Raw genomic sequence first — 26,960 nt, forward strand, 5'->3', positions numbered from 1 at the left:
ATGACGAAATTAATCCGAAGATGGAACTTAGTCTTCTCATCGCTGTTATTCATACTGTTTTTTTCCACATTCGGATATGAGTATCACTTAATTGAAAAAATGAAACATATCTTGCCACAACAGTTAGCAGCCTTTCAATTGATTATGATTATAAGTGCAGTCGTCATCGGAGCTTTGATTTTAGGTGGATGGTTCAGCGTACATCTGCTTTCCAATCATCTACATCAAGAAGAACTCCACCATAAGCAAATGTATTTTAATACGATTCGCGCACTTAGTAAGACATTGGAAGCAAAGGACTTGTATACACACGGACACAGTGAGCGAGTAGCACTCTTGTCACGAGAAATTGCCCGCAAACGCAATCTGTCTGAACGTGACATCTTGCGTATTTATCTGGCTGGCTTGGTTCATGATATTGGAAAAGTAGGGATTCCTTCGATTATTTTACACAAGAACGATCGCTTGACTGACGAAGAATTTGCACAAATCAAGAAACATCCCACATTAGGAGTACAAATTTTGGAGAGAATTGAAGAACTCGCTCCGCTAATTCCTGCGGTTGCTTACCACCATGAACGCTATGATGGCAAAGGATATCCTTACGGGCTAAAAGAACAAGAAATACCTGAAATGGCCAGAATCATGTCTGTCGCAGATGCTTTCGACGCCATGACTTCTGATCGTCCCTATCGAAAAGCCATGCCTCTCGAAAAGGCAATTCAAATATTGGAAGAAAACGCTGGCACCCAGTTTGATCCCGAAGTCGTTCGTGATTTTCTCAGCATAATGCAAAATGAAGAGATCCTGCACGCCTTTATTGAGACCAAGGACACAGATTCATTCCTGCACGATCTCACACTTTCAGCAGATAAAGTAGCTTTGTGATGGAGTTTCATCACAAGGCTTTTTTATTTTATGCAAGGTTAATCCCTCCCAAATTTGTACAAACTGGTAAGACATGACTAATTTACGAGGAGGTGGATTATTATGTTAAATCTTGGGGAGCTTCAGCAGATTTTCGAAAGAACCAGAGACGCTGCTGGTCAATTTATGGGATTGCTCGAACCGATTATTACGACCGCAGAGGATGAACACAACCGATTGTACTATCACCACATCTTTGAAGAAGAAGAACAACGAGTTGGCAGACTCAATCAATTGATTCCAGACCTGCAAGCATTTCAACAAGACGGTGCTCTGGATGGTCTGAGTGACCGAGAGCTTTCCTACTTACTGTCTGACCTCAATTTGGAACGTTTCGGATTACATAATTTTCGGGAACATCTTGAGCTTGCCTTGTACCATTTCCAGGATGAGTCTTCACGATCACTGTTGGAACAACTACACGGGATGACTCAAAATGACTACCTTACTGTCAAAGAATATATGACCCAGATCAGCAACCAACTTTCAGATGAAAAGTCCATTTCCATCGATGACCATGACGAGGGACACGCCATTCACGAGGTTGACCATTTCAAGGCTTCCTCCCCTGCATCAACTGCTTTACCGATTGTCACGAGTAAAAAAGGTCTGACAGTCGGGAGTCTTCGTTCGATTAGCAATTAATTAGGAGGCATATATGAACAAGCTACAAAAATATCCCGATTCCCCCCTTTCTCAGGAGGAATGGAGACAACTGGATCAAACCGTTATCGATATGGCGAAACGTCAACTGGTTGGGAGACGGTTTATCGATATTTACGGTCCTCTCGGAGAAGGAATTCAAACAATTACCAACGACATTTACGACGAGTCCACATTCGCCAACCTTAGCCTTCGTGGCGAGGCATTGGAGCTTTCAGAGCCCAGTCGTCGGGTAAGTCTGACCATTCCGATTCTGTACAAAGATTTTATGTTGTATTGGCGTGATGTTGCTCAAGCTCATACGCTTCAACTGCCGCTTGATATGAGTGCTGCTGCTAATGCGGCTACCGGCTGTGCTCTCATGGAAGACGACTTATTGTTTAACGGCTCAGATGAATTCGAGCATCCTGGACTGATGAATGTAAAAGGGCGATTAACGCTGATCAAAAGCGATTGGATGGAATCAGGCAAAGCATTCGCTGATGTGAATGAAGCACGGAACAAGTTATTGAAAATGGGACACAGCGGCCCTTACGCAATGGTGGTATCCCCGGAACTGTACTCTCTGCTCCACCGTGTTCATCAAGGAACGAATGTATTGGAGATCGAGCATATTCGCAATCTAATAACGGACGGCGTCTACCAATCCCCTGTCATTCGTGGAAATCGGGGAGTGATTGTCGCTACCGGTCGTCATAATTTTGACCTTGCAATTGCCGAAGACTTCGATACCACGTTCCTGGATGAAGAGCAGATGAATTATCTTTTCCGGGTGTATGAGTGTGTCGCTCTGCGAATTAAACGGCCGAGTGCTATCTGTACCATCGAGGAAGAAGAGTAGACAAAATACAAAAGGCTCCTTTTTGGGAGCCTTTTTCGCTGGATTAGTCGTTATACATTGTGCTCGCAAAGGTTTCGCCCGACAATCGGATCTCGATATCCGGATTTGCTCGCCTGAAATTAGGAATATTTTCTTCTAGGATAATCTCGGCTTTCGTAGGAACCTGCGGAGCCAATCGCTCGACAGATGAGGCAATAAAAGCTGTTCGTGCATCTGCGTCATACGGGCTGTCGTATTTGATCTTCTCTTCAGCAAAAATCAGAATCTGGCGGGCATCTTTTATGTTCGCTCTCTCCAGCACCTTGTCCCTGCTAGGCACTCCTTTGATAAAAAAGAAGTTCGACTTGTCATCAATAGGGATCTTCTCCACTTTATCATCGACCAGCACAACATCTCCCTCTAATCGATTGATAAACACGTTCGCCGTAATGTTGGCATACCGTGACCACCCGATGATCACTATGTGGTTTTTCCCTTTGTAATCCACACGACCTTCCACCCTTCTTTGCTTCAAGTCTACCAGCATATCCACTGCTTTTCCGATTACCATCAAATAAATAATTCCACCAAAAACAATCAAAAACATCGTCCAGAGTCTGCCAGGCGTGGTCGTCGGATAAAAATCTCCATAACCTGTTGTAGACAGGGTAACTAACGTGAAATATAACCCCTCTAACGGCGTTTTGAACTTTTCAGGTTCCAAATAATTGACAATGAACGAACTGGACGTAACCAAAAAAAACAGCGCCCAGCCAATCTCTGTCATTTTTATCTGAAGAATTCGATTAAAGATTCTTCGGAAGATTACGGGTGACAAGTTCCTTCCCTCCATTCTCGTCTGATTGTGTAAACAGTGCTTCTACCTGCTCATAGCACAGTAATAATTCTTTTTCTGAGACAAGCTTAACGACTCTATAATACTTTTGAATCATCACATCTTGTTCTGTATCGGAGTCTTGATCCCTTGTTACCTGTATTTCAAAGGTTCTACTCTTGCCCGGCAAACTTCCCTGCTTCTCAGTCATTCATCAAATTTCCGTCTATCACATAATACCAACAATTGGCTACTTGTTCTAGTAATTACACGCAGGTCTATTTCTACTTTTTGCCATTCAGTGGTATGATTGTCATAAAACAAATACGTCGTGCTGCAGGTGGGAACTGGTACACCGATTACCCTGTATGAGTTGCGGGCAGATGAAGAGATGATACACTCTGCATCCGGTTCGTTTCCGATCTTGTTCTCGGATAATATTGAGGAAACCTACGAGGTTCTCAAAAATCGCGGGGTAAAAGTCGACAAACTGGAAAAAGATAATAGAACTACCTACTTCTCCTTTACTGATGAAGATGGTAACAAGCTAGAAGTTTGTCATTGGGAATAGAGACTGGATGTACATTATGAAATTACATTAAATAGTTAGGATGAAATGGTATTGGCACTCGGAATTAGGAGAGAAGAATTGAATCGATGGAAAGAAGCGGTGACAAGAGAAGAAATTGCTTATCTGACGCATTATTGGCTTGATCCCCGTTTTCCGGATATAAAAACAGTAACCAAAGTGGGCTGCAATAATCTGGAGAAGCTGACCGAATGGTGCACCGCCAACGGGCTCAACCCCAAGTACATTCACAACCGCCCGCCATATCCCCATTTTGATCTGATTGGCCCTAAGCAAAAAGAAATTTTGATAAAGGAAAAGCTGTGGGATCAAATTGAGCGGTTTAATCTTTGATTTAGATAGGATCAAAGCCGCGGATCTTACTAAACTTATGGGCTGCAATATATATTAACAAATAGATTGGAAATGAATAAAACACATTCCACCGAAGATTAACATAAAATCCCAGCCAAATAAAAATCGGTTCCCCTATAAACGCACTTATTCCAGCAAACAGAAAAGCCTTCTTGATATAGGAATACTCTGGCTTGATTTGCAGGAAGAATGAGATAACGATCGGAAGAATACTGAAATCCCACGGGATATAAGAGGGAATCGTCGGTATAACTTTTCCCGTATAAAACCATAATCCATACGTTGTTCCGATAAAATCCAACCACGAAGATAAAAAAATCACAAATAAAATACAGGTGATCAAACGCCCTGTACTTTCCTTTTTTCTATATTTGATCCATATGATCCATGGGATGATTGTTAAGAACAAGGAAAGCCAGAAGTCCCAATGAAATAACGTGTTTTTCAACCAAAAATCCAAAAAGTCGTAGTGGCTTTTTGTCACATTTTCATAAAATTCCTTTACTTTATTGATTTTTTCGGGATCTTGAACAGTTTTCATCTGCATCTTGCTCCTTTAGACAAGAAATCACCGACTGAGGTTTATCAGCGGTGATTTTTTGTCGATTTTACCCCTCGTCACCTTCCGTAAATGCTGTTACATTAAACACTTGCGGACGTAAATCCGTAAATTTCACTTCTGAAGGATTCGGTACCACCTCATAGGTGAGGTTTGTTCCCGTTTGATTGCGGGCATGATACGTTTTTTCAATTTCTCGAAGTTCTTCTTGCAAGTCCTCTTCACTGTTTGCACTTACCGTTGTAAAAAACAGTTGTTCCATACCGTTTCATGCCCCCTTGTCTGATTCGAATTCTCCGATAGTTTCCCCATTTCTTTCCTTCTCATTCGGCTCACGAAACGCAAAAAAAGCGATTCTCCGCAGGAAAACCGCTCATTATCTACAATTGTTATGAAAGATTTATGCAATGCGGACTACTTTGTTGCGATCTGCAGCCGGCAAGAAAGACAGATCGACGTGCTGCTTCGCAAGTTCCAAACCAATGTCTTCAACAAGTAAAAGTACTTCTTCACGGAAGGGCAGGTTACAACTGCCACAATTCAATTCGCATAAACGTTTCAAGTATTTCAAACGCTCTGCTACTTTCTGCTCACGCAATAAATCATTCTGGAGATCACGTACATGGGAATGTCTAGCGTCTGCAGCCATGCTTATGTCATTGATATGAACGATCAATCGTCTTCCTTCTTCGGTAATAAAGCCAAGAGAGCAAAACTGACCATTGGACATTTCCAAACGGGTAACTACGACATTTTTGAACTCTTCTCCACTGCGAAGACGAAGAGTACCGATTTCGACGGCCCCGCCAATTTTCCGTTCATTACTCACGACAGTCTGCATGTCTGTGTAGCCATTGATTGCGTATCTCATGTTGTGAACCTCCTGCTGTCAAACGCTCACATTCACGTTAGTAATTGAAAGTAATTCTCATTCTCTGTCCTCTCTTAGGATATAACGAAAATGGTTCTCAGTCAATAATGAGAATCATTTTTAGTAGATTTTTTAACTAGGTTTTTACTGGATAAGAAAACCCCTCTTCCATTTACTTGGAAAAGGGGGCGAAATAGATAGGTTTGAGAATGACAATTTTAGCGATGATTGGTGAATAGCCCAAGCTTTGCAATCCGCTGGACAGCTTCCTGTAATCTGTCTTCGGTTGTTAAGAGAGCAGTCCGCACATATCCCTCACCTGTCGGCCCGAAGCCAACGCCAGGCGCTACTACTACATGTGCCTGCTCCAGCAAGAGGTCAGAGAATTCAACAGAGCCCATGCCATTCGGTACTGGCAGCCATGCGAAGAACGATCCTTGTGACGGTGTTGCCTTCCAACCGATCTCATCAAGGCCTCTGAATAGAGTATTTCGTCTGTTCTCATAAACGGAGACTAATTCCTTTACACAATCCTGAGAGTCTGTGAGAGCCCGTACAGAGGCCATCTGAACGGCACCGAACAAACTGACAAAATAATGGTCCTGAATCAGGTTGATTAATCGCACGAGTTCTTTGTTCCCTACCATTGCTCCCACACGCCAACCAGCCATGTTGTAGGTTTTGGACAGTGTATAAAACTCTACCCCGACTTCTTTTGCCCCCGGAACTTGCATGAAGCTGACTGGCTTTTTGCCGTCAAAGCTGATCGCTCCATAAGCAAAGTCATGACAAACGACGATTTCATTTTTGCGGGCAAACTGGACTGTCTCCTGATAAAACTCCATAGGGGCAGTGACAGCGGTCGGATTGTTCGGGTAGTTGAGAAACATCAGCTTCGCCTTCTCTACATCCTCCTTGGAGAGCCCTCCATAGTCAGGCAAGAATTGATTTTCTGCTCGAAGAGGCATCATCACCATCCGGCCACTTGCAATCGCAACTCCTGACCAGTAATCCGGGTACCCTGGATCGGGAACGAGAGCTACATCTCCGGGATTAAGCAGAACCTGGCAGATTTCCACCAGACCTGTTTTACTTCCAAAGAGGATCGCTACTTCTTCGTCCGGGTCCAGATCAACATCAAACTCTTGTTTATACCAGTGCGCAATCGCCTGCTTCAACTCCCTGCGTCCCTGGAAAGGCGGGTACTTGTGATGAAGCGGAATGGCAGCCTGTTGTTGTAACTCTTCTACGATATGGGGCGGTGTCGGCAAGTCCGGGTTCCCTTGCCCTAGGTTGATAATGTCATACCCTTTGGCCAGGTGTTGATTGACTTTTGCTACCAAAGTGGAAAAGAATTGCGTGGGCAATTGATTCATGATTGTGGCTGGTTGAATACGCATGTGCTTTTCTTTCCTTTCATATGAAAACTTAACAAAAAAACCCCCTGCTCGTAAAAGGAGGGGGTTCGTGGTCGATTCTGTCACGGCCTTATCTCCCAGGAAATCTCCTGCTGGAATTGGCACAGCTCTTTAGGTACCTGCAAATACAGGCATTCCAAGATCCGCTGCCGGGTTTCATCGGGCCAGTCCCTCCACCACTCTGGATAAGAAAGTTATCAAATTATTTTTAATACTAGCCACTTTGAGCTGTTCTTGTCAATGATTTTTGAAATTCCTTTTTACTTTGAATCAGACTGGACTTTGACTTTTGCTCCATCCTGCAAGAGCGTCTGACCTCTTACAACGATTTTGTCACCAGCAGCAATCCCTGACAGAATTTCAATCGTATCACTGGATTCCTTGCCGGAAGTTACCTCAACGAGCTTGGCAACCTCGCCATCTACTTTGTAGACGTATTTTTTGCCTTCCTGCTCAAATACAGCCTTGCGAGAGATAACCAGCGCTTGCTTCGTATTCTTCTCATCCATGAATTTGACCTTCACCACTATGTCAGGCTTCAATTCATTTCCTGGATTCGAGATAGAAATCTCCACCGGATACGCTTTTTGCGTCTGATCCATTACAGGGCTAACCGCAGTAACCGATGCCGTGATCGTTTTGTTCAATGCTTCTATCTCCACGTTTACATTGGAACCTACCTTCACTTTGCCGATTTCAGCTTCCGAAAGGTTCACTTTTACCTTCAATGGATCGGTTTTCACAATCGTAACGACTGCCATTGCGCCCCCTTGAGGTGCGGCCATCTCACCAACTGCTCCATTCACAGATGCTACGTAACCAGAGATAGGTGCAGTAACACTTGCGTTTGCTAGCTGTTCACGTGCGTTTTCCAAAGAGACTTTGGCTTGGGAGACAGATGCCTCGGATACGGTAACAACAGAGAATTGCTTCGCTGTATCATACGCTTTTTGCGCATTCGCATAAGCAGTCTGGGCATTTACCAATGCCAGTTTTGTCTGTTCAAATTGTTGTAATGAAATTGCTCCCTGCTGGAACAACAAATTCATCCGTTGTTCGTTGCGACGGGCATCTTCCAAAGCTTGTCCTGCTTGTGCGAGGCTGTTTTTGGCTTGCTCCACCCCTTGACCTGAGCTGCTTTGGCTTTGTTGCAGGTTGGCAAGTGCCAGTTTATAGCCCGCTTCTGCCTGCTGCACGGCATTCACCAGATCGGTTTGATCCAGTGTGAAGAGCACTTGTCCTTGTGTAACCATTTGTCCAAGAGTTACGTTAAACGATTTGATTTTTCCGCTTACCTTGGGTGAGATTTTCACTTCTTGGCTAGGTGCCAGCTTACCTGTAATGCCTGATTCAAGCTCAACGGTTCCCGTTGCTGCTGTTTCTATTTGTACGGGAGTAATTTTCTCTTCTGTCGTGGAAGGTGCATCCTTGGACGTACATCCTGTAACCAACAGCAAAGCGGACAAGACGACCGCAATTCCTAGCTTTGCTCGCTTCATACGTTCTCTCCTCCTAATCCCGTCTCAACCGGCTTCACTTTCTTCTGAAATCTACGTTTGGCCCATCCTCGCATCTTGTTCACCATGTCATCCATGAAGGTATAGACGACAGGAATCAGGACAAGGGTGATCACTGTCGAGAAGCTCAAACCAAATACTACAACGATCGCCATCGGTGCCTGTGATTCATTACCGGATCCTCCACCAAAAGCAAGCGGCAGGATCGCTAATATCGTTGCCAGTGTTGTCATCAGGATTGGTCGCAAGCGAATCGGTCCTGCTTGCAAGACGGCTTCGTTGCGAGGAACTCCTTTTTCACGAAGGTTGTTTACGTAGTCAATCAAGACAATCGCATTGTTCACGACAATACCAATCAACAGAATGTAACCGATCAATGCAGGAACGCTGAGTGCCTTTCCTGTTACCAAGAGACCAACCACAACCCCGATAAACGTAGGTGGAATGGAGAACATGATAACGAACGGGCTAAATAATGACTCAAACTGACTCGCCATAACCATGTAGACGAGCACGATGGACAAGACAATAGCCAGTCCCAAACTTCCGAACGATTCGGCCATGTCCTTGCTTTGACCCCCAATCTCGATGAAGTAGCCTTCCGGCAGATTCAAGGCATCCAGTTTAGGTTGCAAGTCTGACATAATCGAGTTCAAGTCTCTTTCAGCAATATCCCCCGTGATGCGAACCTGACGTGACTGATTGGTACGTGTAATCATGTTCGCTGTGTCTTCCAGTTCAATGGAAGCTACAGAAGAAAGTGCAATTTGACCGCCTGTTGGCGTCGTAATGCGCAGGTTTTTCAGGTAAGAGATATCCTCCTGGAAACTCTCTGGAAGCTTGAGTCGCACGTCGATCTCATCATCACCTGTACGGAAACGGCTGACGGTTGTTCCGTCAAAAGCTGTTCTCACACTCGTAACAATTTGTGAAGTAGAGAGACCGTACTGACTTGCTTTTTGTGGATCAACTTTTACCTGGAATTGCTTTACCTTATCTTCCAGTGAAGTCGTGATATTCCGTGTACCCTGAACGGTTTTCACTTCTTCAGCGATGATCGCGCTGATCTCTTCCAGTACACCCAAATCATCACCACGCAGGCTGATATCAATGGCAGAGCCAGCAGGGCCACCAGACTGGTCTGTTTCTTTCACTGTAATTTCTGCTCCCGGAATGGCAAGCTCTTTTCGCAACTCTTCGATGACTTGCTCAGTAGAACGGGTGCGTTTTTCTTTTTCACTCAGTGAGATTTCCAATTGCGCTTTGTTCCCCGACGATGATGCAATCAGGGCAGGGCCACCGCTACTACCGATGGATGAATACAACTGAGTCATCTCAGGAATTTTGGTCAGGTGTTTCTCCACTTCTGAGACCACTTTCTCCGTCTCGGCAAGCATTGTTCCACTTGGCAACTCGACAGAGACCGTGATTTTCCCTTGGTCCATTTTCGGGATAAACTCGGCACCAACCAGCGGTGTCAGCGCTAGCGCTCCGATAAACATGGCAATCGTTGCAGCAAACACCGTTTTCCGATGTGAAAGTGCCCAGCCGAGAATACGTCCGTACCCTTTGGCCAATTTGTTGAAGCCAATGTTGAACCAGATCATCGGATTTTTCCCTTTATACGAATGGGACTCATACGAATCATGTTCCGGCACTTTTTTCAACCAGCGAGAACTTAGCATTGGCACCAGTGACAGTGAGGCTAACAACGCTGCAATATGGGAATACACAACTGTCAGAGCCAATGGTCCAAACAACTCAGATGCAAGTCCTTCTACGAAAACGATTGGCAAGAATACTGCGATCTGTGCTAGTGCAGAAGCCATAACGGCCGTTCCAACTTCACTTGAACCGAGCTTGGCAGCCTCCATCATTCCTTTTCCTTCTTGGCGATGGCGATAAATGTTTTCCAGAATAACGACGGCAAAGTCAACGAGTGACCCGAGACCGAGCGTCAAACCGGACAATGAGATCAGGTTGATCGTCTGACCTGTGAAATACATCAAGCTAAAGGTCGCAACGATCGAGATCGGAATTACGACTGCTACTACAAGCATAGAACGGACACTGTTAAGGAACAGGAGCAAAACGACAATGGAGAGCAAACCACCGATCAAGGCGTGTTCTCCCACCGTGTAGATCGAATCCTTGATAAATGTCGACGTATCCATAATCATTGTCAGATTGGCGCCGGCAGGAAGCTCATTCTTTAACTCTTCCAACTCTTTTTTCACAGCATCAGCAACTTCGATGGTATTGCCACCTGATGCTTTGGTGACGGATAAGCCAACACTCGGCTCTCCGTTGATATACGTTTTCTGGGTTACATCTTTAAACGTATCTGAGACGGTTGCGATATTTTTCAGTGGGATGGTCGCATTGCCGACACGGACTGGTGTTTCTCCGATCGTTTCGACGTTTTCGAATTCGCCATCCACACGAATGCTTACCTTCTGGTCACCCTCACGTACCGCACCTGCTGTACCGGAGAGATTGGTGCTCATCATAGCCTGTTGAACCTGATCGATGGTAATGCCATATGAAGCGATTTTTGCCGGGTCCAGTTCAACATCGATGATCCGGTCTTTTCCCCCGTTGATCCCAACTGAAGCGACCCCTTCGATTCTCTCCAGTCTCGGTTTGATCAGATTCTCAGCAATTGACTTCAGTTTTTCTACGTCCTTGTCACCGCTCAATGTCATCGTCATGACTGGCATGGAGTTCGGGTCAAGCTTTAGGATTCTTGGTGCCCCTGCCTCATCAGGGAGCAATCCACGAACTAAGTCAACCTTATCACGCATGTTCAGCGTGGCTTGATCCATATCGACGCCCCAGTTGAACTGGAGAATGACCTGTGAAGCGCCCTCGATGGAGTTGGAGCTGATCTCCTTTACGTTAGCAACAGTACCCAACGCTTCCTCCAACGGCTTGGATACTAGCTTTTCCACTTCACCGGGAGAACTGCCGTTCACAGTTGTAACGACAACCGCAACAGGCAAATTCAACTCAGGATACAGTTCTACCGCAAGTTTAGGCAATGACACGAATCCAAAGATGAGCAGGGCCATGACTAACATGACGATGGTGACTGGTCTTTTTATCGAAATGCCCGACAGACTCATTTTTTCTCACTACCTCTCTCCTGGGCGAGTGATGCTCGCTTCTTTTCTAGGAAGTTGTCTAATAGCTCCAATGATTGATTCAGTTGTTCCAGTTCTGAATCTTTGATGCCGTCAAATATGTCTGGAATATAGTTTTCTTTCATAAACGGAACCTTTTGATCAAAGCATTCAGGACTATCTGTTACAGATACCCAAACCACCCGGCGATCTCTGTGATCTCTTTCTCTCTGGACAAATCCGTCCCGTTCCAGGCGATCAACAATGCCCGATACGGTGCTGTAGGACAGGCCAACAGACTTGGCAATCTCACCGATGGTTTTGGGAGCGTCCTTGAGCTCGCCTAACACAAATATTTGTGGAAGTGTTATCCCGCATTGTTCCAGTTCATCTTTTACTATACTGAAAAACGTATTGTTCACTTTGGGTAACAAGACTCTCAGATTTTTAAAACCATCCATAGATTCCTCCTGCAAAGTATTTCGTCACACGAAATAGTATTGCATACGCAAAAATATTTCGCATCAAGAAATATTTTCACATTAAGAAAGATGGCTTCCGCTTGGGACAGCCATCTTAGGGTTATTTTCTCTTCTTCACCGTCATCGGAATCCCGTTTTTGGGCCGAAGGGTAACCAGCGGCTCGGGCTCCACAGTTGCCGGGTCTCCCAAAAACTGCAATTCGTATTTTTGCCCGATCGTAGCCAGAATCAATGCTGTCTCCATGAGCGCAAAGTGATTGCCGATGCATACCCGAGAGCCTCCGCCAAACGGGAAATAGGCAAATGGTGGAATCTTTTTCAGGAGGTCCTCCTCAAAACGCTCCGGGATGAAATCCTCTGGACGCTGAAAATAATCGGGATTTCTGTGCATTACGAATTGGCTCATCATCACGGTATCTCCCTTGGCAAATCGGTAATTGCCGATTTCTACGTCCTCCACGACCTCCCTGTTGATCGCCCACGCAGCCGGATAAAGGCGAAGTGATTCCTGGATAATGTGATTTAGATATGGCAGGTTCTCCAGATCCTCATAGGTAGGTTTGCGTCCGCCAAGTACACGGTCAAGCTCTGCCCAGAATTTATGCTCTACTTCTGGATAAGTAGCGAGCAGATACCATGTCCACGAGAGTGTATTGGCAGTCGTTTCATGACCAGCCAAAAAAATGGTCATCACTTCATCCCGTACCTCCTCGTCGGTCATCCCTGTCCCATCCGCTTCGTCACGAGCTGAGAGCAGCTTGGACAATAAATCTTCCCGCTCTTGATCCGGAGAGTTTCGTCTTTTTTCGATGATGGAATAGATGACTCTGTCCAGCGTCTCAGCAGATTGTTGAAATTGCCGATTCATTTTAGTCGGAAATGACAAAGGCAGGTCAAGAAAGGAACTTGCTTTGCGACTGACGTAATGCAAACCAATCTCAATCGAGTCGCCAATGTCGGCCAATTCGTCACTTACATCTGTACCAAACATCGTCTCTGTAATAATCGACAGCGTCAGTTCCATCATGTCCTGACTAATATTTCGTTCATCGCCATCTCTCCACCGGTCGATCACCTTTTCCGTATGTTCAACCATGGAGTCAGCGTAACGAGATACTTTCCCCTTCTGAAAAAACGGCGACATCAATCGGCGTTGCCGTAAATGCTTCTCCCCCTCACTCGTCAGGATCCCTTCGCCTACCACCACTTTGGCTACCTGCAAGCCTTTTGCCTTCTTGAAATGCTTCTCTTTGGCAACCAGGATTTCCCGGATCAGCTCCGGATTGTTAATCAGATAAATGGTTCGGGTCGGTCCAAAACGAATACTGACCAGTTCACCGAAATCGTTTGCTGCCGCCTGCAAAAAACTGAGCGGGTCCTGACGAAATTTCACCAGATTCCCTGTGATCGGACGCCCCTTGGGACCTTGTACAACAACCGTTTCCATTGATGTATCGCTCCAATCTGAGTACGAGTTCTTCCACCTGTAGCTTTTGACAGAGCTATTCTCTCTAACCCATCCAACATCTGCCAAACGTTGACGCTCGCAAGTGTCACGTTTATATTTAGTTAAGTAAAAAAAATTTGACATAAGATCTTGTTCAAAAAGGAGGATAAACTTCCTCTAAAACTACATTCGAAGGGATGCGCTGTCGTGCTATTCAATTCGTACGAGTTTATCTTTTTGTTCCTGCCCATATCCTTTATTGGATATTTCCTGTTAAACAAATACCGTCTGACCAAGGTAGCGATCGGTTGGCTTGCCGTCTGTTCTCTCTTTTTTTACAGTTGGTGGAACATTGCCAATCTCCCATTAATGATGGGCAGCATCCTGTTCAACTATGTGGTCGGTACGTTCCTGACCAAACGACACGGGACAAGCAGTAACAAGCTATTGTTAACATTCGGTGTTGCGAGCAACCTGGCTCTCTTGGGTTATTACAAATACGCTGACTTCTTCCTCACCAATCTGAACAGTGCCTTATCGACTCAATTTCCGTTGCTGCAGCTTGTCTTGCCGCTGGGAATCAGCTTTTTTACTTTTACCCAGATCGCTTATCTGGTCGACGCCTATCGTGGAGAAGTGAAGGAGTACAATCTAATCAATTACATTTTGTTCGTCACCTTCTTCCCGCATTTGATTGCAGGACCGATTCTTCATCATAAAGAGATGATGCCGCAGTTTGCTTCGACACGCAAAAAAGTGATCAACTGGCAAAACATCGCTCACGGTCTCCTGATCTTTGCTATCGGTCTTAGCAAGAAGGTTTTAATCGCCGACACACTGGCAGGTTGGGCAAGTCCGGGATTTCAAGCCGCTTCACTCACGTTTATCGAGGCTTGGTCGACTGCCTTAAGCTATACCTTCCAGCTCTATTTTGACTTTAGCGGATACTCTGATATGGCGATCGGTATCGCTCTTCTGTTCAATATCCGTTTGCCGCAAAATTTTGATTCGCCGTACAAGGCTGATTCGATCATCGATTTCTGGCGTCGCTGGCATATGACGTTGTCTCGCTTCTTGCGTGATTATCTATATATTGCTTTGGGCGGAAACCGCAAAGGAAAATTCCGTCGCCATGTGAACCTGCTGGCTACTATGGTTTTGGGCGGGCTTTGGCATGGGGCTGCCTGGACGTTTGTCGTCTGGGGATTGATGCACGGGCTAGCATTGGTCGTCAACCATTTCTGGCGTTCCCTCGGATTCAAAATGCATTGGCTGCCTGCTCGACTGCTCACGTTCTTATTCGTTGTCGTGGCATGGGTGTTCTTCCGTGCAGAAAGCTTCCAGCAGGCGATGGTTGTACTACAAGGGATGGTGAATATCCAAAATATCGGGTTTTCAATGACGGCTATCTCTCCAGCCCTGCCAGCAGGGATCAAGGAAGTAGCGATTCTTGCTATTACCTATCTGTTCGTATCTACCTGGAAAAACAGTCTGGAATGGGAAAAGGAATTCAAGCCGAACTGGAAGTGGGGCATCATCGTTCCACTACTGCTGATTGCCGGTATTTTCGGTCTGAATCGGGTTTCCGAATTCCTGTATTTCCAATTCTAACGGGAGGTGCTATATGAAATCGTATAAAAAATGGGGCACCTCGGTACTATATGCCACCCTCAGCATGCTGCTTTTATTGGTTGGACTCAATTACTGGGTAGATCCGCTTCAGTTTTATCATAAAACCTATCTGACACCTGATTTTTCTGACCAGCAGCGCTATCAAAACCCTGGTCTTGCCAGGAACTATGACTATGACACGATTATGGTTGGCTCATCAATGACAGAGAACTTTTGGCCTTCCTATGTCCAGGAAAAGCTTGGCACGAACCTGATGAAGCTTTCTATGTCGGGATCAACCGCCAAGGAACAAAACATGATTACGAATCTCGCTATTGGTACCGGAAAAGTGAAGACAGTCATGTGGGGAGTGGACTACTTCTCGCTGCGTGGCGATCCAGACCGTGTACGCCAAGAGTTCGGTGCCTTTCCGTATTATCTGTATGATCGCAATCCATTCAACGATTTGAACTATCTGATTAACCTGGACACGTCCAAACAGGCATTTCGTTCGCTCGGAGTCTCTCTTGGAATGGCAAAATCGAAGAATCCTGATCTGAACCGACTGAACACGTGGGAAACCCCTGGGTTATTCGGAAAACAAAATGTGTTGAAAGAATGGGACAAGCTGAAGCAAGGCGGTTCGTTCAAACCGAGTGAGTATGAATTAGGAAATGTGCAACGAAACATGGACGAAAATGTCCTCTCCGTAATCAAGGCACACCCTGAGGTTCAATTCGTCCTGTTCTATCCACCTTATTCAATCTTGCAGCATCGCTACTTTTACGACAAAGACCCTGCCTTTTTCGAAAATGAGCTCTACGTCAAACAGTATTTGTTTGATCAGGTAGGCAGCTTGCCGAATGTGAAGATTTACGAATTTCAGCATGAACAAAAAATTACGTTTGATTTAAACAATTATAAGGATTTGGCTCACCACTCCCGCAAGATCAACGAGTGGATGGTCGATCAAATGGCAGCAGACAAATACCGTGTGACAAAAGAGACCATAAAGAGGTACCTGCAAGAATTGAAGGAGCAGGTCGTTACCCTGGATGAAAAGAAGTTATAAGACTTAAGAAAACGAAAACACCCTGTTACGTGATCACCATGTAACAGGGTGTTATTAATTGGACAGCATCATCATTTTCAACCGAACATCATCTGTTTTGTGCCATCGACTGTTCAATCGGTAGCGGTTGCTTTTTTTCGTTAGTTGAATTTTTCTTGTGTAAAGACCCTTCCCGTCTGCACAGGGCTAATAAACAAGTGCGGCGCTTTTTTCAACAGGATCGACAATACTGTTCCTGTGATAATCAACTCGGGAAGCAAGTATGAAATATTGTATAAGAATGAGTACGTTGTTACAGCAACACCTTCTGGCGCATATTCTCCAAACCAGATAATACCCGACGTAAAATGAAGCAAAAAGCGGCAACTGATTGCAAACAGTAAAAACGTCCAGGTCATCACAATCCGCTTCGTTTCCCAGCCAATATGACGAACCAACCCTACCAGCCCGACTACTGTATAGGCAAGTGGATAGTCGAGGATAAGCTGGATAGGATGAACGACATAGCCACCGATGAGATGATTCAACTCCCCTACGAGAAATCCAGCTGCCAAACCTGCGACCAGACCTCTACGAAGAGCAATCAACACGATAGGCAACATCACAAGGGAGATCGATCCTCCTTGTGGCATTTCATACAGCTTCAGCTCTCCCAGCACGAAGGCAAGTGCCGACATAATGGCAATCTCCAATAACACCAATAACCGATTCCGATTCATTTTATGTATCCCTCTCTCCTGATTTCTCTTTTATGCTTGTTGATTAGTGCATCATTTTCCCCGCTTACATACCTCCTTCTTCACGACATCCGGGACTTCGAAGAGAAAAAGAAAAAGCCGCTACGATCAGCGGCTTACCATTTGCAATGTACGTCACAATTGTGAAACGTGACTTATGCACGATCCCTCCGCTGGCATTATCCAGATCAGGTTAACGGTCGACAACAGATTAGTTATCCTCTCAGCCTGGTTTTCTCCAAGCTCCCGGTATATACAGTTTTGATAAAAAATGGTACGATTGCTTTCTTTAAACAATCGTACCAGATGTACCCAGGTAATACAATTAGATTTTCGTAGATACTTGCACATTAGCAATCCTTGCTTGATGTGACGAGTCTATAGTGAATAACCTAAGCCAGTTCATCCGTTCTCTTGAATTCCCCACTCTTCCCGCCTGTTTTGCTGGACAGATAGGTAGGGCCTATGATCATTTCTTTATCCATCGCCTTGCACATATCATAGATCGTGAGTGCTGCGGCACTTGCAGCCGTCAGTGCTTCCATTTCAACGCCTGTTTTTCCTGTAGTTTTCACCGTTGCACTCAGTGCTAACGTCGTTTCATCCCTGTACTCAAAGCTGATATCCACGCCTGTTAACAGCAATGGATGACACATCGGAATGAGTTCCCATGTTTTCTTGGCTGCCATAATGCCAGCAACCTGCGCCACAGCGAGTACATCGCCTTTGCCAATTTGACCCGCCTGAATTCGGGCCAGTGTCTCTGGTTTCATTTGCACCTGACTGCGGGCAATGGCAATCCGCTCAGTTACATCTTTGAGTGATACATCAACCATTTGCGCTCTTTTTTGTTCATTAAAATGAGTAAGTTGGTCTTCCATTACCACGTCTCGTTATCCCCCAATCTGTGACATCCGACGCAAGGTCGGCGTATGGGTCTGTGTCTGTTTCTCCAACGCTTGCGCCATTTCATGAGTTTCTGGTTTGATGGCGAGCGAACGGTAAAACAATTCTTTCATCCCCTCTGGATCACCGATGAAAGGACGTACGTTCAATTCATCAATCCAATACAGACAGGGCTTAAGATTGCCGTCTGCGGTCAGACGCAAACGGTTGCAATTTCCGCAAAAATGATCGCTTACCGGATGAATCAAGCCGAAGCTTCCTTTGGCGTTTGGAAGGCGGTAATTCTCGCTTGGCCCATTGCCAAACACTTTTTCCGAGGCATCTGCAGTCAGTCCCATCGCTTTCGCCCGTTCTAGTATAGTAGACAATGGCAAATAGCGGGTGCGCCATTCGTCAGACGCTTCGCCAATTGGCATGTATTCGATAAAACGGACATTCACCGGCTGTTCGATCGTCAGTCGCAGGAGGTCCTCAATCTCATCATCGTTAAAGCCTTTCATCATTACTACATTTAATTTGATGGGTTCGAATCCCACTCGGACACTCGCTTCAATCGCTTCCATTACACGTCCAAGGTCCCCACCTCTGGTAATCTCCCGATAACGATCCGGTTTCATTGAATCAAGGCTGATGTTCACACGAGTCAGGCCAGCTTCTTTCAACTTCTCTGCTTTTTGTGCCAAAAAGATGCCGTTTGTTGTTAATGCAATATCTTCAATCCCCGGAACAGCCGCAAGCATTGCGACGAGCTTCTCAATATCCTTTCGAACAAGCGGCTCTCCGCCAGTCAAACGAAGCCTTCTTACCCCAAGGCTAGCAGCCACAGTTACTACTTCAACAATCTCTTCGTAGCGCAGGATTTGTTCGTGAGGTTGAAACTCAACCCCTTCTGGAGGCATGCAGTACACACAACGCAAATTACACCGGTCAGTTACGGAGATGCGCAAATAATCATGGATTCGCCCATAACGGTCAATTAATTGCTCTGTCATTTGGCTCCCCTCCCATTCCTGTTTTCTTACCCTTAACCGTACCCTACTGCTTGCCAGAAATCAATACATTTAACAACATCAACATGCAGATAACTCCCTGATTTTCATTTGATTATTCCCTGATTTTAAATACGCAATCCCCTGATATTTCTATGGTTCGTTGGCACGTGTCGAATGTTTATGTTATCGTCTAATTGAGATAAGGAATTTCTGAAATAATCGAATGAAACCAAAAATAAAGTGAGGAATTACTATGCAAGTAACTATCCATTTGTTTGCTGGGCTTGCTGAGCGGGCAGGAACCCGTCAAATCACAGTAGAGCTGACGGAACAAGCCACGGTCAGCCAATTGTTGAGCCAAATCTCGACCGAACAACCATCGATCGCCTCTCTTGTGCCTACCTGCTTCGTGTCCGTAAATCATGAATATGCCACTCCAGATCAAGTGATCAAGCAAGGAGACGAAATTGCACTTTTACCCCCAGTTAGTGGAGGAGAAGAGGCTCGGTTTTCTATTTCGGACAAGCCTCTCTCAGCAGACGCACTAGTGAAGCTCGTCTCCAATCCACATGCTGGCGCCATCCTTACTTTCGTAGGAACAGTACGTGAATTTACCCATGGGGAACGCACCGTTGCACTGACGTATGAAGCGTATGCACCGATGGCTGTCGCCAAGATGAAGCAAATCGATCAGGAAATCCAGGAACGTTGGCCGGGCACACAAGTAGCGATGCAGCACCGTGTCGGTCATTTGGAAATCGAAGACATTGCTGTTGTAATCGCTGTAGCCACGCCGCATCGCAACGAATCATTTGAAGCAGGCCGATATGCCATTGAACGTCTCAAACAAATCGTACCGATCTGGAAAAAAGAAAACTGGGAAGATGGAAGCGAGTGGAAAGGTCATCAACAAGGCCCTTGGAATCCGCTAGAGTACCCATCAGACGAAAGCTAAAGCGGGTGTCTGATGGGGCCCCCATCATACCTACCTAACGAAAGCTAATTGCTGAAAGGAGGATTTCCTCTTGCAAACCCGTTATTCCCGCCAAATCCTGTTTTCCCCGATTGGGCGAAGCGGACAAGAAAAGCTCTCGAACAGTCGTGTGGCCATCGTCGGCATGGGTGCGCTTGGCACGGTGCTCGCCAATCATATGGTGCGTGCTGGCATTGGCTTCGTTCGAATCATTGACCGTGATTTCGTAGAACCAAGCAATCTGCAACGACAAATGCTGTACGACGAGGAAGATGCCAATCAGCATCTCCCCAAAGCGATGGCTGCCTTTGAAAAGCTTCGCAAAATCAATTCAGAAGTGACCATCGAGCCAATTATCGCCGACCTTACCGCTTATAATGCGGAAGAATTTCTCACTGATGTGCATTTGATTTTGGATGCAACCGATAATTTTCACGTTCGATATTTAATCAATGACGTCTCTGTTAAGCATACTATTCCATGGGTGTATGGTGGCGCAGTCAGTTCCAAAGGAATGTTCACCAGTATTCGTCCAGGCATCACTCCTTGCTTACGCTGTCTGTTTCCAGAACCCCTTCAGGCGGGAGATGCCCCAACCTGTGATACCGCTGGCGTCATTGGGCCAATCATACATATTGTAGCCTCCCATCAAGCAACAGAAGCTTTCAAAATTCTAGTCGGAGCAGAAGATGCCTTTAATCCCAATCTCGAGCACTTCGACATCTGGCAAAACCAACATTCCCAAATGCGTGTTGGGAAAATGCGTCGCCCGGACTGCCCTTGCTGTCAAAAACATGAATTCACGTATCTCCAGCCTGGATCGCAAACGAATATGGCCGCTTCCCTTTGCGGTCGCAACACAGTGCAAATTTCACCAAGTGAAAACGCCAGATTGAATCTGGAAGCAATGGAACAGCGCCTGGCTCCAATCGGAACGGTAGAGCGTAACAAATTTCTGCTTCGCTTTCACCAGGAACCGTATACGCTTGTCATTTTTCCTGATGGAAGGGTGCTCGTTCAAGGGACAGATGATGCCTCTGTAGCACGTACTTTGTATGACAGATATATAGGAAGATGAACACTCCCTCCACCTCGGCTTACGCCGCAGAGGTGGGGGTTTCTGATCTTACCAATTATATATCTCAACGACGATTCATTCGAACCGTCCTATCCCTGATGGATATGAGTCTATATCGTTGGAGAAATCAGCAACTTGCCTTTTGGCAAGGGTGGTGACACACCATCTACTACTTTCTCTTACGATACTCGTAGATACTTTGTCTGTATATTCATAACCACCTGCTGGAACACTCCATAAAGTGATTGTGATAATATGTTGCTTGCTCCATGGATATCTCGATGTTGTGTATAGCCACATGGACATGAATAGATTCTTCCAGACACTTTTTTTCGTCTGGTACAAACAGGGCATGTTTGTGATGAGTACGCTTCATTTATTTCTGACAGGGAGACTCCTTTGGCTTCCAGCTTGTACGTAAGGTATTCCTTGATCTTGCCAAACTGCCATTGCGAAAGTTTCTGGCTTACCGTGGTTCTCAACTTTCGTTTATTTTTCTTTTTTCTGGCAGACGTTTGACGTTGTACACCTTCTACTTTTCCAACAACCACCTGTTTCACTTGTTGTTTGACACACCAATCGACGAAGTTTTTCGTGGTTTTGTGTAAAGTATCTTTTAATTGGGCTTCGCTTTTACTCATAATAAATTGTTTCGCTCGATTATATTTCTTCCATTGCTGACTGTACTTCTTGCACTTGCTCATTTTTCTTTGGATCTCTGCAAGTTTCTTGTTGCGCAACCGTTTGATGCTTCTCAATTTTCTGCCCGTTATGATGAGCGCCTGGTTATTTTCGCAAACAGCTGCAATCGAGTGAGTTTCCCCCAGATCTATCGCTGCGGTATGTCGGTTATCATTTTTGTCTGGTTGTATCCCGTCTTCATACGAAAGGCAAACCTTCAGTGTGCGGTCAAAAACAAGTTCAATTTCTTTCACTTGACCCTGTGGGATATTCCTGATCCAAACAACGATTGGTTTTACTCGTTTTCCCTGTTGATTCCCTAACGATAACTCTATTTTTCCATTCGAATGTAGCTTGAATCCATCTTTTGCCCATTTGGTATTGTAGTGTTTCTTTTGTTTGCAAGGATATCTGGCAGATGAAATTCCCTGGTCTATTGCTTTCTTCGTGTTATCTCTTGACCATAGGTATTTATGACAGACCGCCTGGATGCTTTGACTATGGAGAGCGTAGTTTCCTTTTGTTGCTTTCTGTAACTCTGTCTTCGCAATCCATTTTCCCTGTTCCAGATGATACTGTTTCGCTATCTCTAAGCAATCATTCCATACATGAGCAGAAGTCCGATTACAGGCAAAAAGACGTTCCCAATCATAGGAATTTGTGATAAAGGTTGTTTTCATGGTTCGGATCAAGAGAATGCCTCCTTTCTAGAGAATGTACGTTCTCTTTTAGGGTACCATAAGGAAAGAGAGTACAAAAAGAAGAAAATGCCATTCATCCCTCACCTTTAGAGGAAGGGGACTTCTGGCATGCAATGTTAAATTCTTGCGTATGGTCCCAGAAAACGTTTGAATCCTTAAATTTAAATTTGACAGTTGTGTGAATTTAGGGTGGTCGTATCAGAAATCTTCAAGTATAATGAAAGTAGAGTAAGAATCGAAACGATGTTTCATCTGATGAAACACGCTTCTTTTTCTAAAATGAATTTATTCTAAAGGGGAGGTAATCCGCTTGGCTAAAAATGACGCTTTCTCAGTAAAATCGTCTTTACAAGTAGGCAACAAAACTTACCAGTATTACCGTTTGCAAGGCTTGGAAGAGCAAGGTATCGGTAATGTATCCCAACTTCCTTTCTCTATCAAAGTTTTGCTTGAAGCGGCTGTTCGACAATTCGACGCTCGCGCTATTACCAAAGAACACGTGAACCAATTGGCTAACTGGACCAAAGGCCGTGACGCGAACCAAGAAGTTCCGCTCATGCCTGCACGTATCGTGCTTCAAGACTTCACTGGTGTTCCTGCCGTTGTTGACTTGGCTGCAATGCGTGAAGCCATGAAGCGTAACGGTGGAGATGCAAAGCGTATCAACCCGCTCGTTCCAGTTGATCTCGTTATCGACCACTCCGTAATGGTTGACGCTTTCGGAACAAAAGATGCACTTGATACAAACATGAATCTTGAGTTTGAACGTAACGAAGAGCGTTATCGCTTCCTTCGCTGGGCACAAACCGCTTTCGATAACTTCCGTGCGGTTCCTCCAGCAACAGGTATCGTTCACCAAGTTAACCTTGAGTACTTGGCTACTGTAGTTGCTACTCGTGAAGTAGATGGCGATACAGTTGCTTTCCCTGATTCTCTCGTAGGTACTGACTCCCACACTACCATGATCAACGGTCTTGGTGTTCTTGGATGGGGCGTAGGCGGTATCGAGGCAGAAGCAGGAATGCTTGGACAACCAATGTATTTCGTAACTCCGGAAGTAGTTGGTTTCAAATTGACAGGTACACTTGCTGAAGGTGCTACAGCAACTGACTTGGCACTTACTGTTACACAAATGCTCCGTAAGAAGGGCGTTGTAGGTAAATTCGTTGAGTTCTACGGTCCTGGTCTCTCCAACATCTCACTCGCTGACCGTGCAACTGTAGCGAACATGGCTCCTGAATACGGTGCAACAATGGGCTTCTTCCCAGTTGATGGTGAGACACTCAACTACCTCCGTCAAACTGGTCGTGATGAAAACACCATCCAATTGGTTGAAGCATATACGCAAGCAAACGGCTTGTTCCGTACAGATGCAACTCCAGATCCTGTATTCTCCGAGACACTTGAATTGGATATGTCCACTGTAGTACCAAGCTTGGCTGGTCCAAAACGTCCACAAGACCGTGTTGAATTGACTGCAATGAAGGAATCCTTCAACAACAGCATTCGCACTTCTATCGATAAAGGCGGTTTCGGTCTTACAGATGAGAAGATCAACCAATCTGTGACTGTAAACCATGCAAATGGTGAAACAAGCACTATGAAAACAGGTGCGGTTGTTATCGCAGCCATTACTTCTTGCACCAACACGTCCAACCCAAGCGTAATGCTCGGCGCAGGTATTGTTGCGAAGAAAGCGGTTGAAAAAGGCTTGACCAAACCTGCATACGTGAAAAGCTCACTCACTCCAGGTTCCCGTGTAGTTACACAGTACCTGATTGATACAGGCTTGCTTGATTCCCTTGAGCAAATCGGCTTCAACGTAGCTGGATACGGTTGTGCTACCTGTATCGGTAACTCCGGCCCTATTCCAGATGAAGTATCCAAAGCAATCACCGATAACGACATGACCGTTGCTGCGGTACTCTCTGGTAACCGTAACTTCGAAGGTCGTATCCATGCATTGGTAAAAGCAAACTACCTTGCATCTCCTCCACTCGTAATCGCATATGCGTTGGCAGGAACAGTTGATATCGACTTGACCAAAGACCCAATCGGTACTGGCAAAGACGGTCAACCTGTATTCTTGAAAGACATCTGGCCAACTCCGCAAGAGATTAACGCAGCAATGGATAAAGCAATGAACCCAGCATTGTTCCGTCAAGAATATGAGCATGTATTCTCTGCTAACAAACGTTGGAACGAAATCCCAACTCCACAAGGCGATCTGTACGAGTGGAATACGGAATCAACTTACATTCAAGAACCGCCTTTCTTCCAAAATCTTGAGGGAGAAATCGGACACATTGAAGATATCAAAGGTGCGAAAACACTTGCACTCATGGGCGATTCTGTAACAACAGACCATATCTCCCCTGCAGGTAACATCTCACCAACCAGCCCGGCAGGTATCTACTTGCAAGACAAAGGCGTTGAGCGCAAAGACTTCAACTCCTATGGTGCTCGTCGTGGTAGCCATGATGTAATGATGCGCGGTACTTTCGCAAACATCCGCATCCGCAACCAGGTAGCTCCAGGAACAGAAGGCGGCGTAACGACTTACCTCCCAACTGGTGAAGTAATGTCAATCTATGATGCTTCCATGAAGTACCAAGCGTCCAATACTCCACTTGTTGTTCTTGCTGGTAAAGAGTACGGTACTGGTTCTTCCCGTGACTGGGCAGCGAAAGGTACATTCCTTCTCGGCGTGAAAGCAGTAATTGCTGAAAGCTTCGAGCGTATCCACCGTGCGAACCTCGTAGGTATGGGTGTTCTTCCACTTCAATTTGCTAATGGCAAAAGCTGGAAAGATCTTGGTATCACTGGTCGTGAAACATTCGACATCGTTGGCTTGAGCGATCAAGTAACACCAGGTCAAACAGTTAAAGCTCGTGCAACTCGTGAAGACGGAAGCACATTCGAGTTCGACGTAATCGTTCGTCTCGACAGCCTGGTTGATATCGACTACTATCGCAATGGCGGTATCCTCCAAACTGTTCTTCGTCAACTGAAAGACGAAAACGAAGTAACTGTAGGTTAAGTAACGCTTGAAATAGAAAAACCGTCAGACGCGCTCTGACGGTTTTTTACTTATACTCATATTTTCTTTGAACCAATTGTTGGTATTTGACAATGTAGCAATCCAGTTCTTGGCTAACTTGGACCACCGTATCATCCAATAAAGCTTTTTCTTTGGTCATCTGCTGTAAAAGGAAAGTATAATGTGAAAGAATATCATTCATACAAGCCGTGATTTCAGGAATGGCATTGACTTCCCCGTACGAGATCAGACTTTTCAAATAACTCTCTTTACCGATTTCAAACGACTTTAATTTCGTCAGGATAAACGCTTTATTATGAAAGTAAAGACCTAAAGAATAATGTTTGAAAGGAGTATCAGGTTCAAAGGTGAGAAACTCTTTTTCCCGCTCAATGAGTTCAGCACATGCTGTATAATCGCCTATATCCAAATATATTTCCAGCAAGTCATTTACAACATGGATTCGGGAACTCTCCCTTATTTTATTCAGGCATTTTTTTAACATGGGGATCGCAACATCATATTCTTTTTTCTTCGCTTTGATGCATGCCCTGGACAGCTCCGCCGTTTCTTGCACGAAATCGTATGGAAAGGCTTCAAATTCTTGCAAATAAGATTCTGCCCCGTCATATTCCCCTAAATAAAGAAGCGAATTGATCATTGCAATGTATGCTCTTGCCTTGAGTTCACTGTCTTCCCTGGATAATTCAATACCAATCTCTGTTAATTCAACACATTGCTTGTACCTTTTGGTATTAAATGCATGAAGCGACATTTTGAAATAATAGGTGATCTGATCTTCTCTAGTCAAATAGGGAAGATAACTTGCCATTTCTTCCCCAAATCGAAACGTTTCTTCTAACCGCTTGAAATCAAGTCTGTCTAGCAAATATTTTTCTAGCAACACTTTTGCTATGTATTGTGGTATGTCTTGCTCTGCCAAAACCGACACCTACCATTCCCATTTATTTATCTATCGTACTCTCTTTTCTGAGTCATTTTCTGATACTGTACGATATATAAATCTAGCTCCTGGCTTAATTGAATGACTAGGTGATCCGAAAGGCTTCTTTCACTTGCCAATTGGTTTAATCGCTTTCGCAGATCTTCTATTATTTGTTCAAGCAAAAACTTATTAATAATCTTGTTGTTTGTCGCCTTTTTTCGATTGATTTGCCGGCTCAACGCTTTGTTGGAATCAATGGTTTTTCGTCTTTTAGTGGACAGAAGAACATTGCGATAATCTGGAGATTTCATCGACTTACTTAAAGGTTCAATTAATAATGAATTCATAGACAGCAGTCAATCCCTATCTCTTTTTTTCTGTCTATAACTATACAATTTGTTCTATAAATTCGATGTCGAAACAAACTTGGAAACATTTTACATAATTCGACTCTTATCAACAACCTCAAACATTGAACCAATTATTGACTTCTGTCGACTATATAGTGTCGGCAGATCCCCTTTTACCAACTCAGTAAAGGGAGAAGGAGGTTTTACCATGACTCGCGAGTCAAATTTGATGTTGGAATTTCAAAATGGAAACAAGGAAGCATTTTATC

The 26,960-nt window shown here is 44.9% G+C and carries 26 protein-coding genes and 1 riboswitch; of the genes, 10 read left to right on the forward strand and 16 right to left on the reverse strand.

The window, feature by feature from the left end; genetic code table 11:
• From ACPW7N_RS23505 to ACPW7N_RS23515, 3 genes are all read left to right on the forward strand, one after another.
• Positions 1-888 carry an HD-GYP domain-containing protein gene (locus tag ACPW7N_RS23505; RefSeq protein WP_425653926.1) on the forward strand — a complete coding sequence of 296 codons (888 nt, stop codon included), beginning with the start codon at positions 1-3 and terminating at the stop codon, positions 886-888.
• A 102-nt stretch (positions 889-990) separates the two neighbouring features.
• Entirely contained in the window at positions 991-1,572 is a 582-nt protein-coding gene (locus ACPW7N_RS23510; protein ID WP_425653929.1) for an IMEF encapsulin system ferritin-like cargo protein, read from the forward strand.
• A gap of 13 nt (positions 1,573-1,585) precedes the next feature.
• On the forward strand, positions 1,586-2,431 hold the full coding sequence (locus ACPW7N_RS23515; protein ID WP_425653932.1) for a family 1 encapsulin nanocompartment shell protein: 846 nt from the start codon (positions 1,586-1,588) through the stop codon (positions 2,429-2,431).
• Between the two features lie 43 nt (positions 2,432-2,474).
• Here the strand turns inward: ACPW7N_RS23515 and ACPW7N_RS23520 are convergent, their stop codons facing one another.
• Positions 2,475-3,248: an ion channel gene (locus tag ACPW7N_RS23520; protein WP_425653935.1), complete on the reverse strand. Its 774-nt coding sequence runs from the start codon at positions 3,246-3,248 to the stop codon at positions 2,475-2,477.
• The gene (locus ACPW7N_RS23525; protein WP_425653938.1) at positions 3,217-3,456 is read right to left on the reverse strand and encodes a hypothetical protein; all 240 of its coding nucleotides are present in this window, start codon (positions 3,454-3,456) and stop codon (positions 3,217-3,219) included. Before ACPW7N_RS23525 ends, ACPW7N_RS23520 begins: the two co-directional genes overlap by 32 nt.
• Before the next feature lie 129 nt (positions 3,457-3,585).
• Here ACPW7N_RS23525 and ACPW7N_RS23530 point away from each other — a divergent pair, with 129 nt between their 5' ends.
• The gene (locus ACPW7N_RS23530) at positions 3,586-3,816 is read left to right on the forward strand and encodes a VOC family protein (RefSeq protein ID WP_425653941.1); all 231 of its coding nucleotides are present in this window, start codon (positions 3,586-3,588) and stop codon (positions 3,814-3,816) included.
• Between the two features lie 51 nt (positions 3,817-3,867).
• Complete coding sequence (locus tag ACPW7N_RS23535; protein ID WP_425653943.1) at positions 3,868-4,167, forward strand: hypothetical protein; 300 nt, start codon at positions 3,868-3,870, stop codon at positions 4,165-4,167.
• Between the two features lies 1 nt (position 4,168).
• On the opposite strand, the gene ACPW7N_RS23540 is transcribed toward ACPW7N_RS23535, so the two are convergent.
• The 8 genes from ACPW7N_RS23540 to ACPW7N_RS23575 all read right to left on the reverse strand — a co-directional run bounded on the left by ACPW7N_RS23540 (position 4,169) and on the right by ACPW7N_RS23575 (position 13,604).
• Positions 4,169-4,729, reverse strand: a complete 561-nt coding sequence (locus ACPW7N_RS23540; protein WP_425653945.1) for a CBO0543 family protein — start codon at positions 4,727-4,729, stop codon at positions 4,169-4,171.
• Positions 4,730-4,796: 67 nt separating this feature from the next.
• Complete coding sequence (locus ACPW7N_RS23545) at positions 4,797-5,009, reverse strand: hypothetical protein (protein WP_425653947.1); 213 nt, start codon at positions 5,007-5,009, stop codon at positions 4,797-4,799.
• A gap of 138 nt (positions 5,010-5,147) precedes the next feature.
• Positions 5,148-5,618 carry a hypothetical protein gene (locus ACPW7N_RS23550; protein ID WP_425653949.1) on the reverse strand — a complete coding sequence of 157 codons (471 nt, stop codon included), beginning with the start codon at positions 5,616-5,618 and terminating at the stop codon, positions 5,148-5,150.
• 218 nt (positions 5,619-5,836) lie between these two features.
• Complete coding sequence (locus tag ACPW7N_RS23555) at positions 5,837-7,018, reverse strand: pyridoxal phosphate-dependent aminotransferase (RefSeq protein WP_425653950.1); 1,182 nt, start codon at positions 7,016-7,018, stop codon at positions 5,837-5,839.
• Between the two features lie 85 nt (positions 7,019-7,103).
• A riboswitch (SAM riboswitch) is annotated at positions 7,104-7,228 on the reverse strand.
• 68 nt (positions 7,229-7,296) lie between these two features.
• A complete protein-coding gene (locus tag ACPW7N_RS23560; protein WP_425653951.1) occupies positions 7,297-8,535 on the reverse strand; it encodes an efflux RND transporter periplasmic adaptor subunit in 1,239 nt (412 codons plus the stop codon).
• On the reverse strand, positions 8,532-11,678 hold the full coding sequence (locus tag ACPW7N_RS23565) for an efflux RND transporter permease subunit (RefSeq protein ID WP_425653952.1): 3,147 nt from the start codon (positions 11,676-11,678) through the stop codon (positions 8,532-8,534). Before ACPW7N_RS23565 ends, ACPW7N_RS23560 begins: the two co-directional genes overlap by 4 nt.
• Positions 11,675-12,136 (reverse strand): MarR family winged helix-turn-helix transcriptional regulator, encoded by a 462-nt coding sequence (locus ACPW7N_RS23570; protein ID WP_425653954.1) that lies wholly within the window; start codon positions 12,134-12,136, stop codon positions 11,675-11,677. The genes ACPW7N_RS23565 and ACPW7N_RS23570 overlap by 4 nt, the downstream gene beginning before the upstream one ends.
• 121 nt (positions 12,137-12,257) lie before the next feature.
• Positions 12,258-13,604, reverse strand: coding sequence for a cytochrome P450 (locus ACPW7N_RS23575; protein ID WP_425653956.1), 1,347 nt, complete (start codon positions 13,602-13,604; stop codon positions 12,258-12,260).
• Positions 13,605-13,811: 207 nt separating this feature from the next.
• On the opposite strand from ACPW7N_RS23575, the gene ACPW7N_RS23580 reads away from it, so the two are divergent.
• Positions 13,812-15,215 carry an MBOAT family O-acyltransferase gene (locus tag ACPW7N_RS23580; protein ID WP_425653957.1) on the forward strand — a complete coding sequence of 468 codons (1,404 nt, stop codon included), beginning with the start codon at positions 13,812-13,814 and terminating at the stop codon, positions 15,213-15,215.
• Between the two features lie 13 nt (positions 15,216-15,228).
• Positions 15,229-16,287 (forward strand): hypothetical protein, encoded by a 1,059-nt coding sequence (locus ACPW7N_RS23585; protein ID WP_425653958.1) that lies wholly within the window; start codon positions 15,229-15,231, stop codon positions 16,285-16,287.
• Positions 16,288-16,427: 140 nt separating this feature from the next.
• On the opposite strand, the gene thiT is transcribed toward ACPW7N_RS23585, so the two are convergent.
• The 3 genes from thiT to moaA form a co-directional block, all read right to left on the reverse strand.
• The gene (thiT, locus tag ACPW7N_RS23590) at positions 16,428-17,006 is read right to left on the reverse strand and encodes an energy-coupled thiamine transporter ThiT (RefSeq protein ID WP_425653959.1); all 579 of its coding nucleotides are present in this window, start codon (positions 17,004-17,006) and stop codon (positions 16,428-16,430) included.
• A gap of 410 nt (positions 17,007-17,416) precedes the next feature.
• Positions 17,417-17,905: a cyclic pyranopterin monophosphate synthase MoaC gene (gene moaC, locus ACPW7N_RS23595; protein ID WP_425653969.1), complete on the reverse strand. Its 489-nt coding sequence runs from the start codon at positions 17,903-17,905 to the stop codon at positions 17,417-17,419.
• A 12-nt stretch (positions 17,906-17,917) separates the two neighbouring features.
• Complete coding sequence (gene moaA, locus ACPW7N_RS23600; RefSeq protein WP_425653960.1) at positions 17,918-18,922, reverse strand: GTP 3',8-cyclase MoaA; 1,005 nt, start codon at positions 18,920-18,922, stop codon at positions 17,918-17,920.
• 253 nt (positions 18,923-19,175) lie between these two features.
• Here moaA and moaD point away from each other — a divergent pair, with 253 nt between their 5' ends.
• Together moaD and ACPW7N_RS23610 are read left to right on the forward strand one after the other, a co-directional pair.
• Positions 19,176-19,877, forward strand: a complete 702-nt coding sequence (moaD, locus tag ACPW7N_RS23605; protein ID WP_425653961.1) for a molybdopterin converting factor subunit 1 — start codon at positions 19,176-19,178, stop codon at positions 19,875-19,877.
• A gap of 70 nt (positions 19,878-19,947) precedes the next feature.
• On the forward strand, positions 19,948-20,973 hold the full coding sequence (locus ACPW7N_RS23610; protein WP_425653962.1) for a ThiF family adenylyltransferase: 1,026 nt from the start codon (positions 19,948-19,950) through the stop codon (positions 20,971-20,973).
• A 179-nt stretch (positions 20,974-21,152) separates the two neighbouring features.
• On the opposite strand, the gene ACPW7N_RS23615 is transcribed toward ACPW7N_RS23610, so the two are convergent.
• The gene (locus ACPW7N_RS23615) at positions 21,153-22,346 is read right to left on the reverse strand and encodes an RNA-guided endonuclease InsQ/TnpB family protein (protein WP_425653964.1); all 1,194 of its coding nucleotides are present in this window, start codon (positions 22,344-22,346) and stop codon (positions 21,153-21,155) included.
• Between the two features lie 319 nt (positions 22,347-22,665).
• On the opposite strand from ACPW7N_RS23615, the gene acnA reads away from it, so the two are divergent.
• Complete coding sequence (gene acnA / locus ACPW7N_RS23620; protein ID WP_425653965.1) at positions 22,666-25,395, forward strand: aconitate hydratase AcnA; 2,730 nt, start codon at positions 22,666-22,668, stop codon at positions 25,393-25,395.
• A gap of 46 nt (positions 25,396-25,441) precedes the next feature.
• Here acnA and ACPW7N_RS23625 read toward each other — a convergent pair whose 3' ends face one another.
• Together ACPW7N_RS23625 and ACPW7N_RS23630 are read right to left on the reverse strand one after the other, a co-directional pair.
• A complete protein-coding gene (locus tag ACPW7N_RS23625; protein WP_425653966.1) occupies positions 25,442-26,338 on the reverse strand; it encodes a Spo0E family sporulation regulatory protein-aspartic acid phosphatase in 897 nt (298 codons plus the stop codon).
• Between the two features lie 26 nt (positions 26,339-26,364).
• Positions 26,365-26,688: an aspartyl-phosphate phosphatase Spo0E family protein gene (locus ACPW7N_RS23630; protein ID WP_425653968.1), complete on the reverse strand. Its 324-nt coding sequence runs from the start codon at positions 26,686-26,688 to the stop codon at positions 26,365-26,367.
• Positions 26,689-26,960 lie beyond the last annotated feature (272 nt).

Source organism: Brevibacillus nigriterrae (genome assembly GCF_049846925.1).
GTDB lineage: Bacteria > Bacillota > Bacilli > Brevibacillales > Brevibacillaceae > Brevibacillus_H.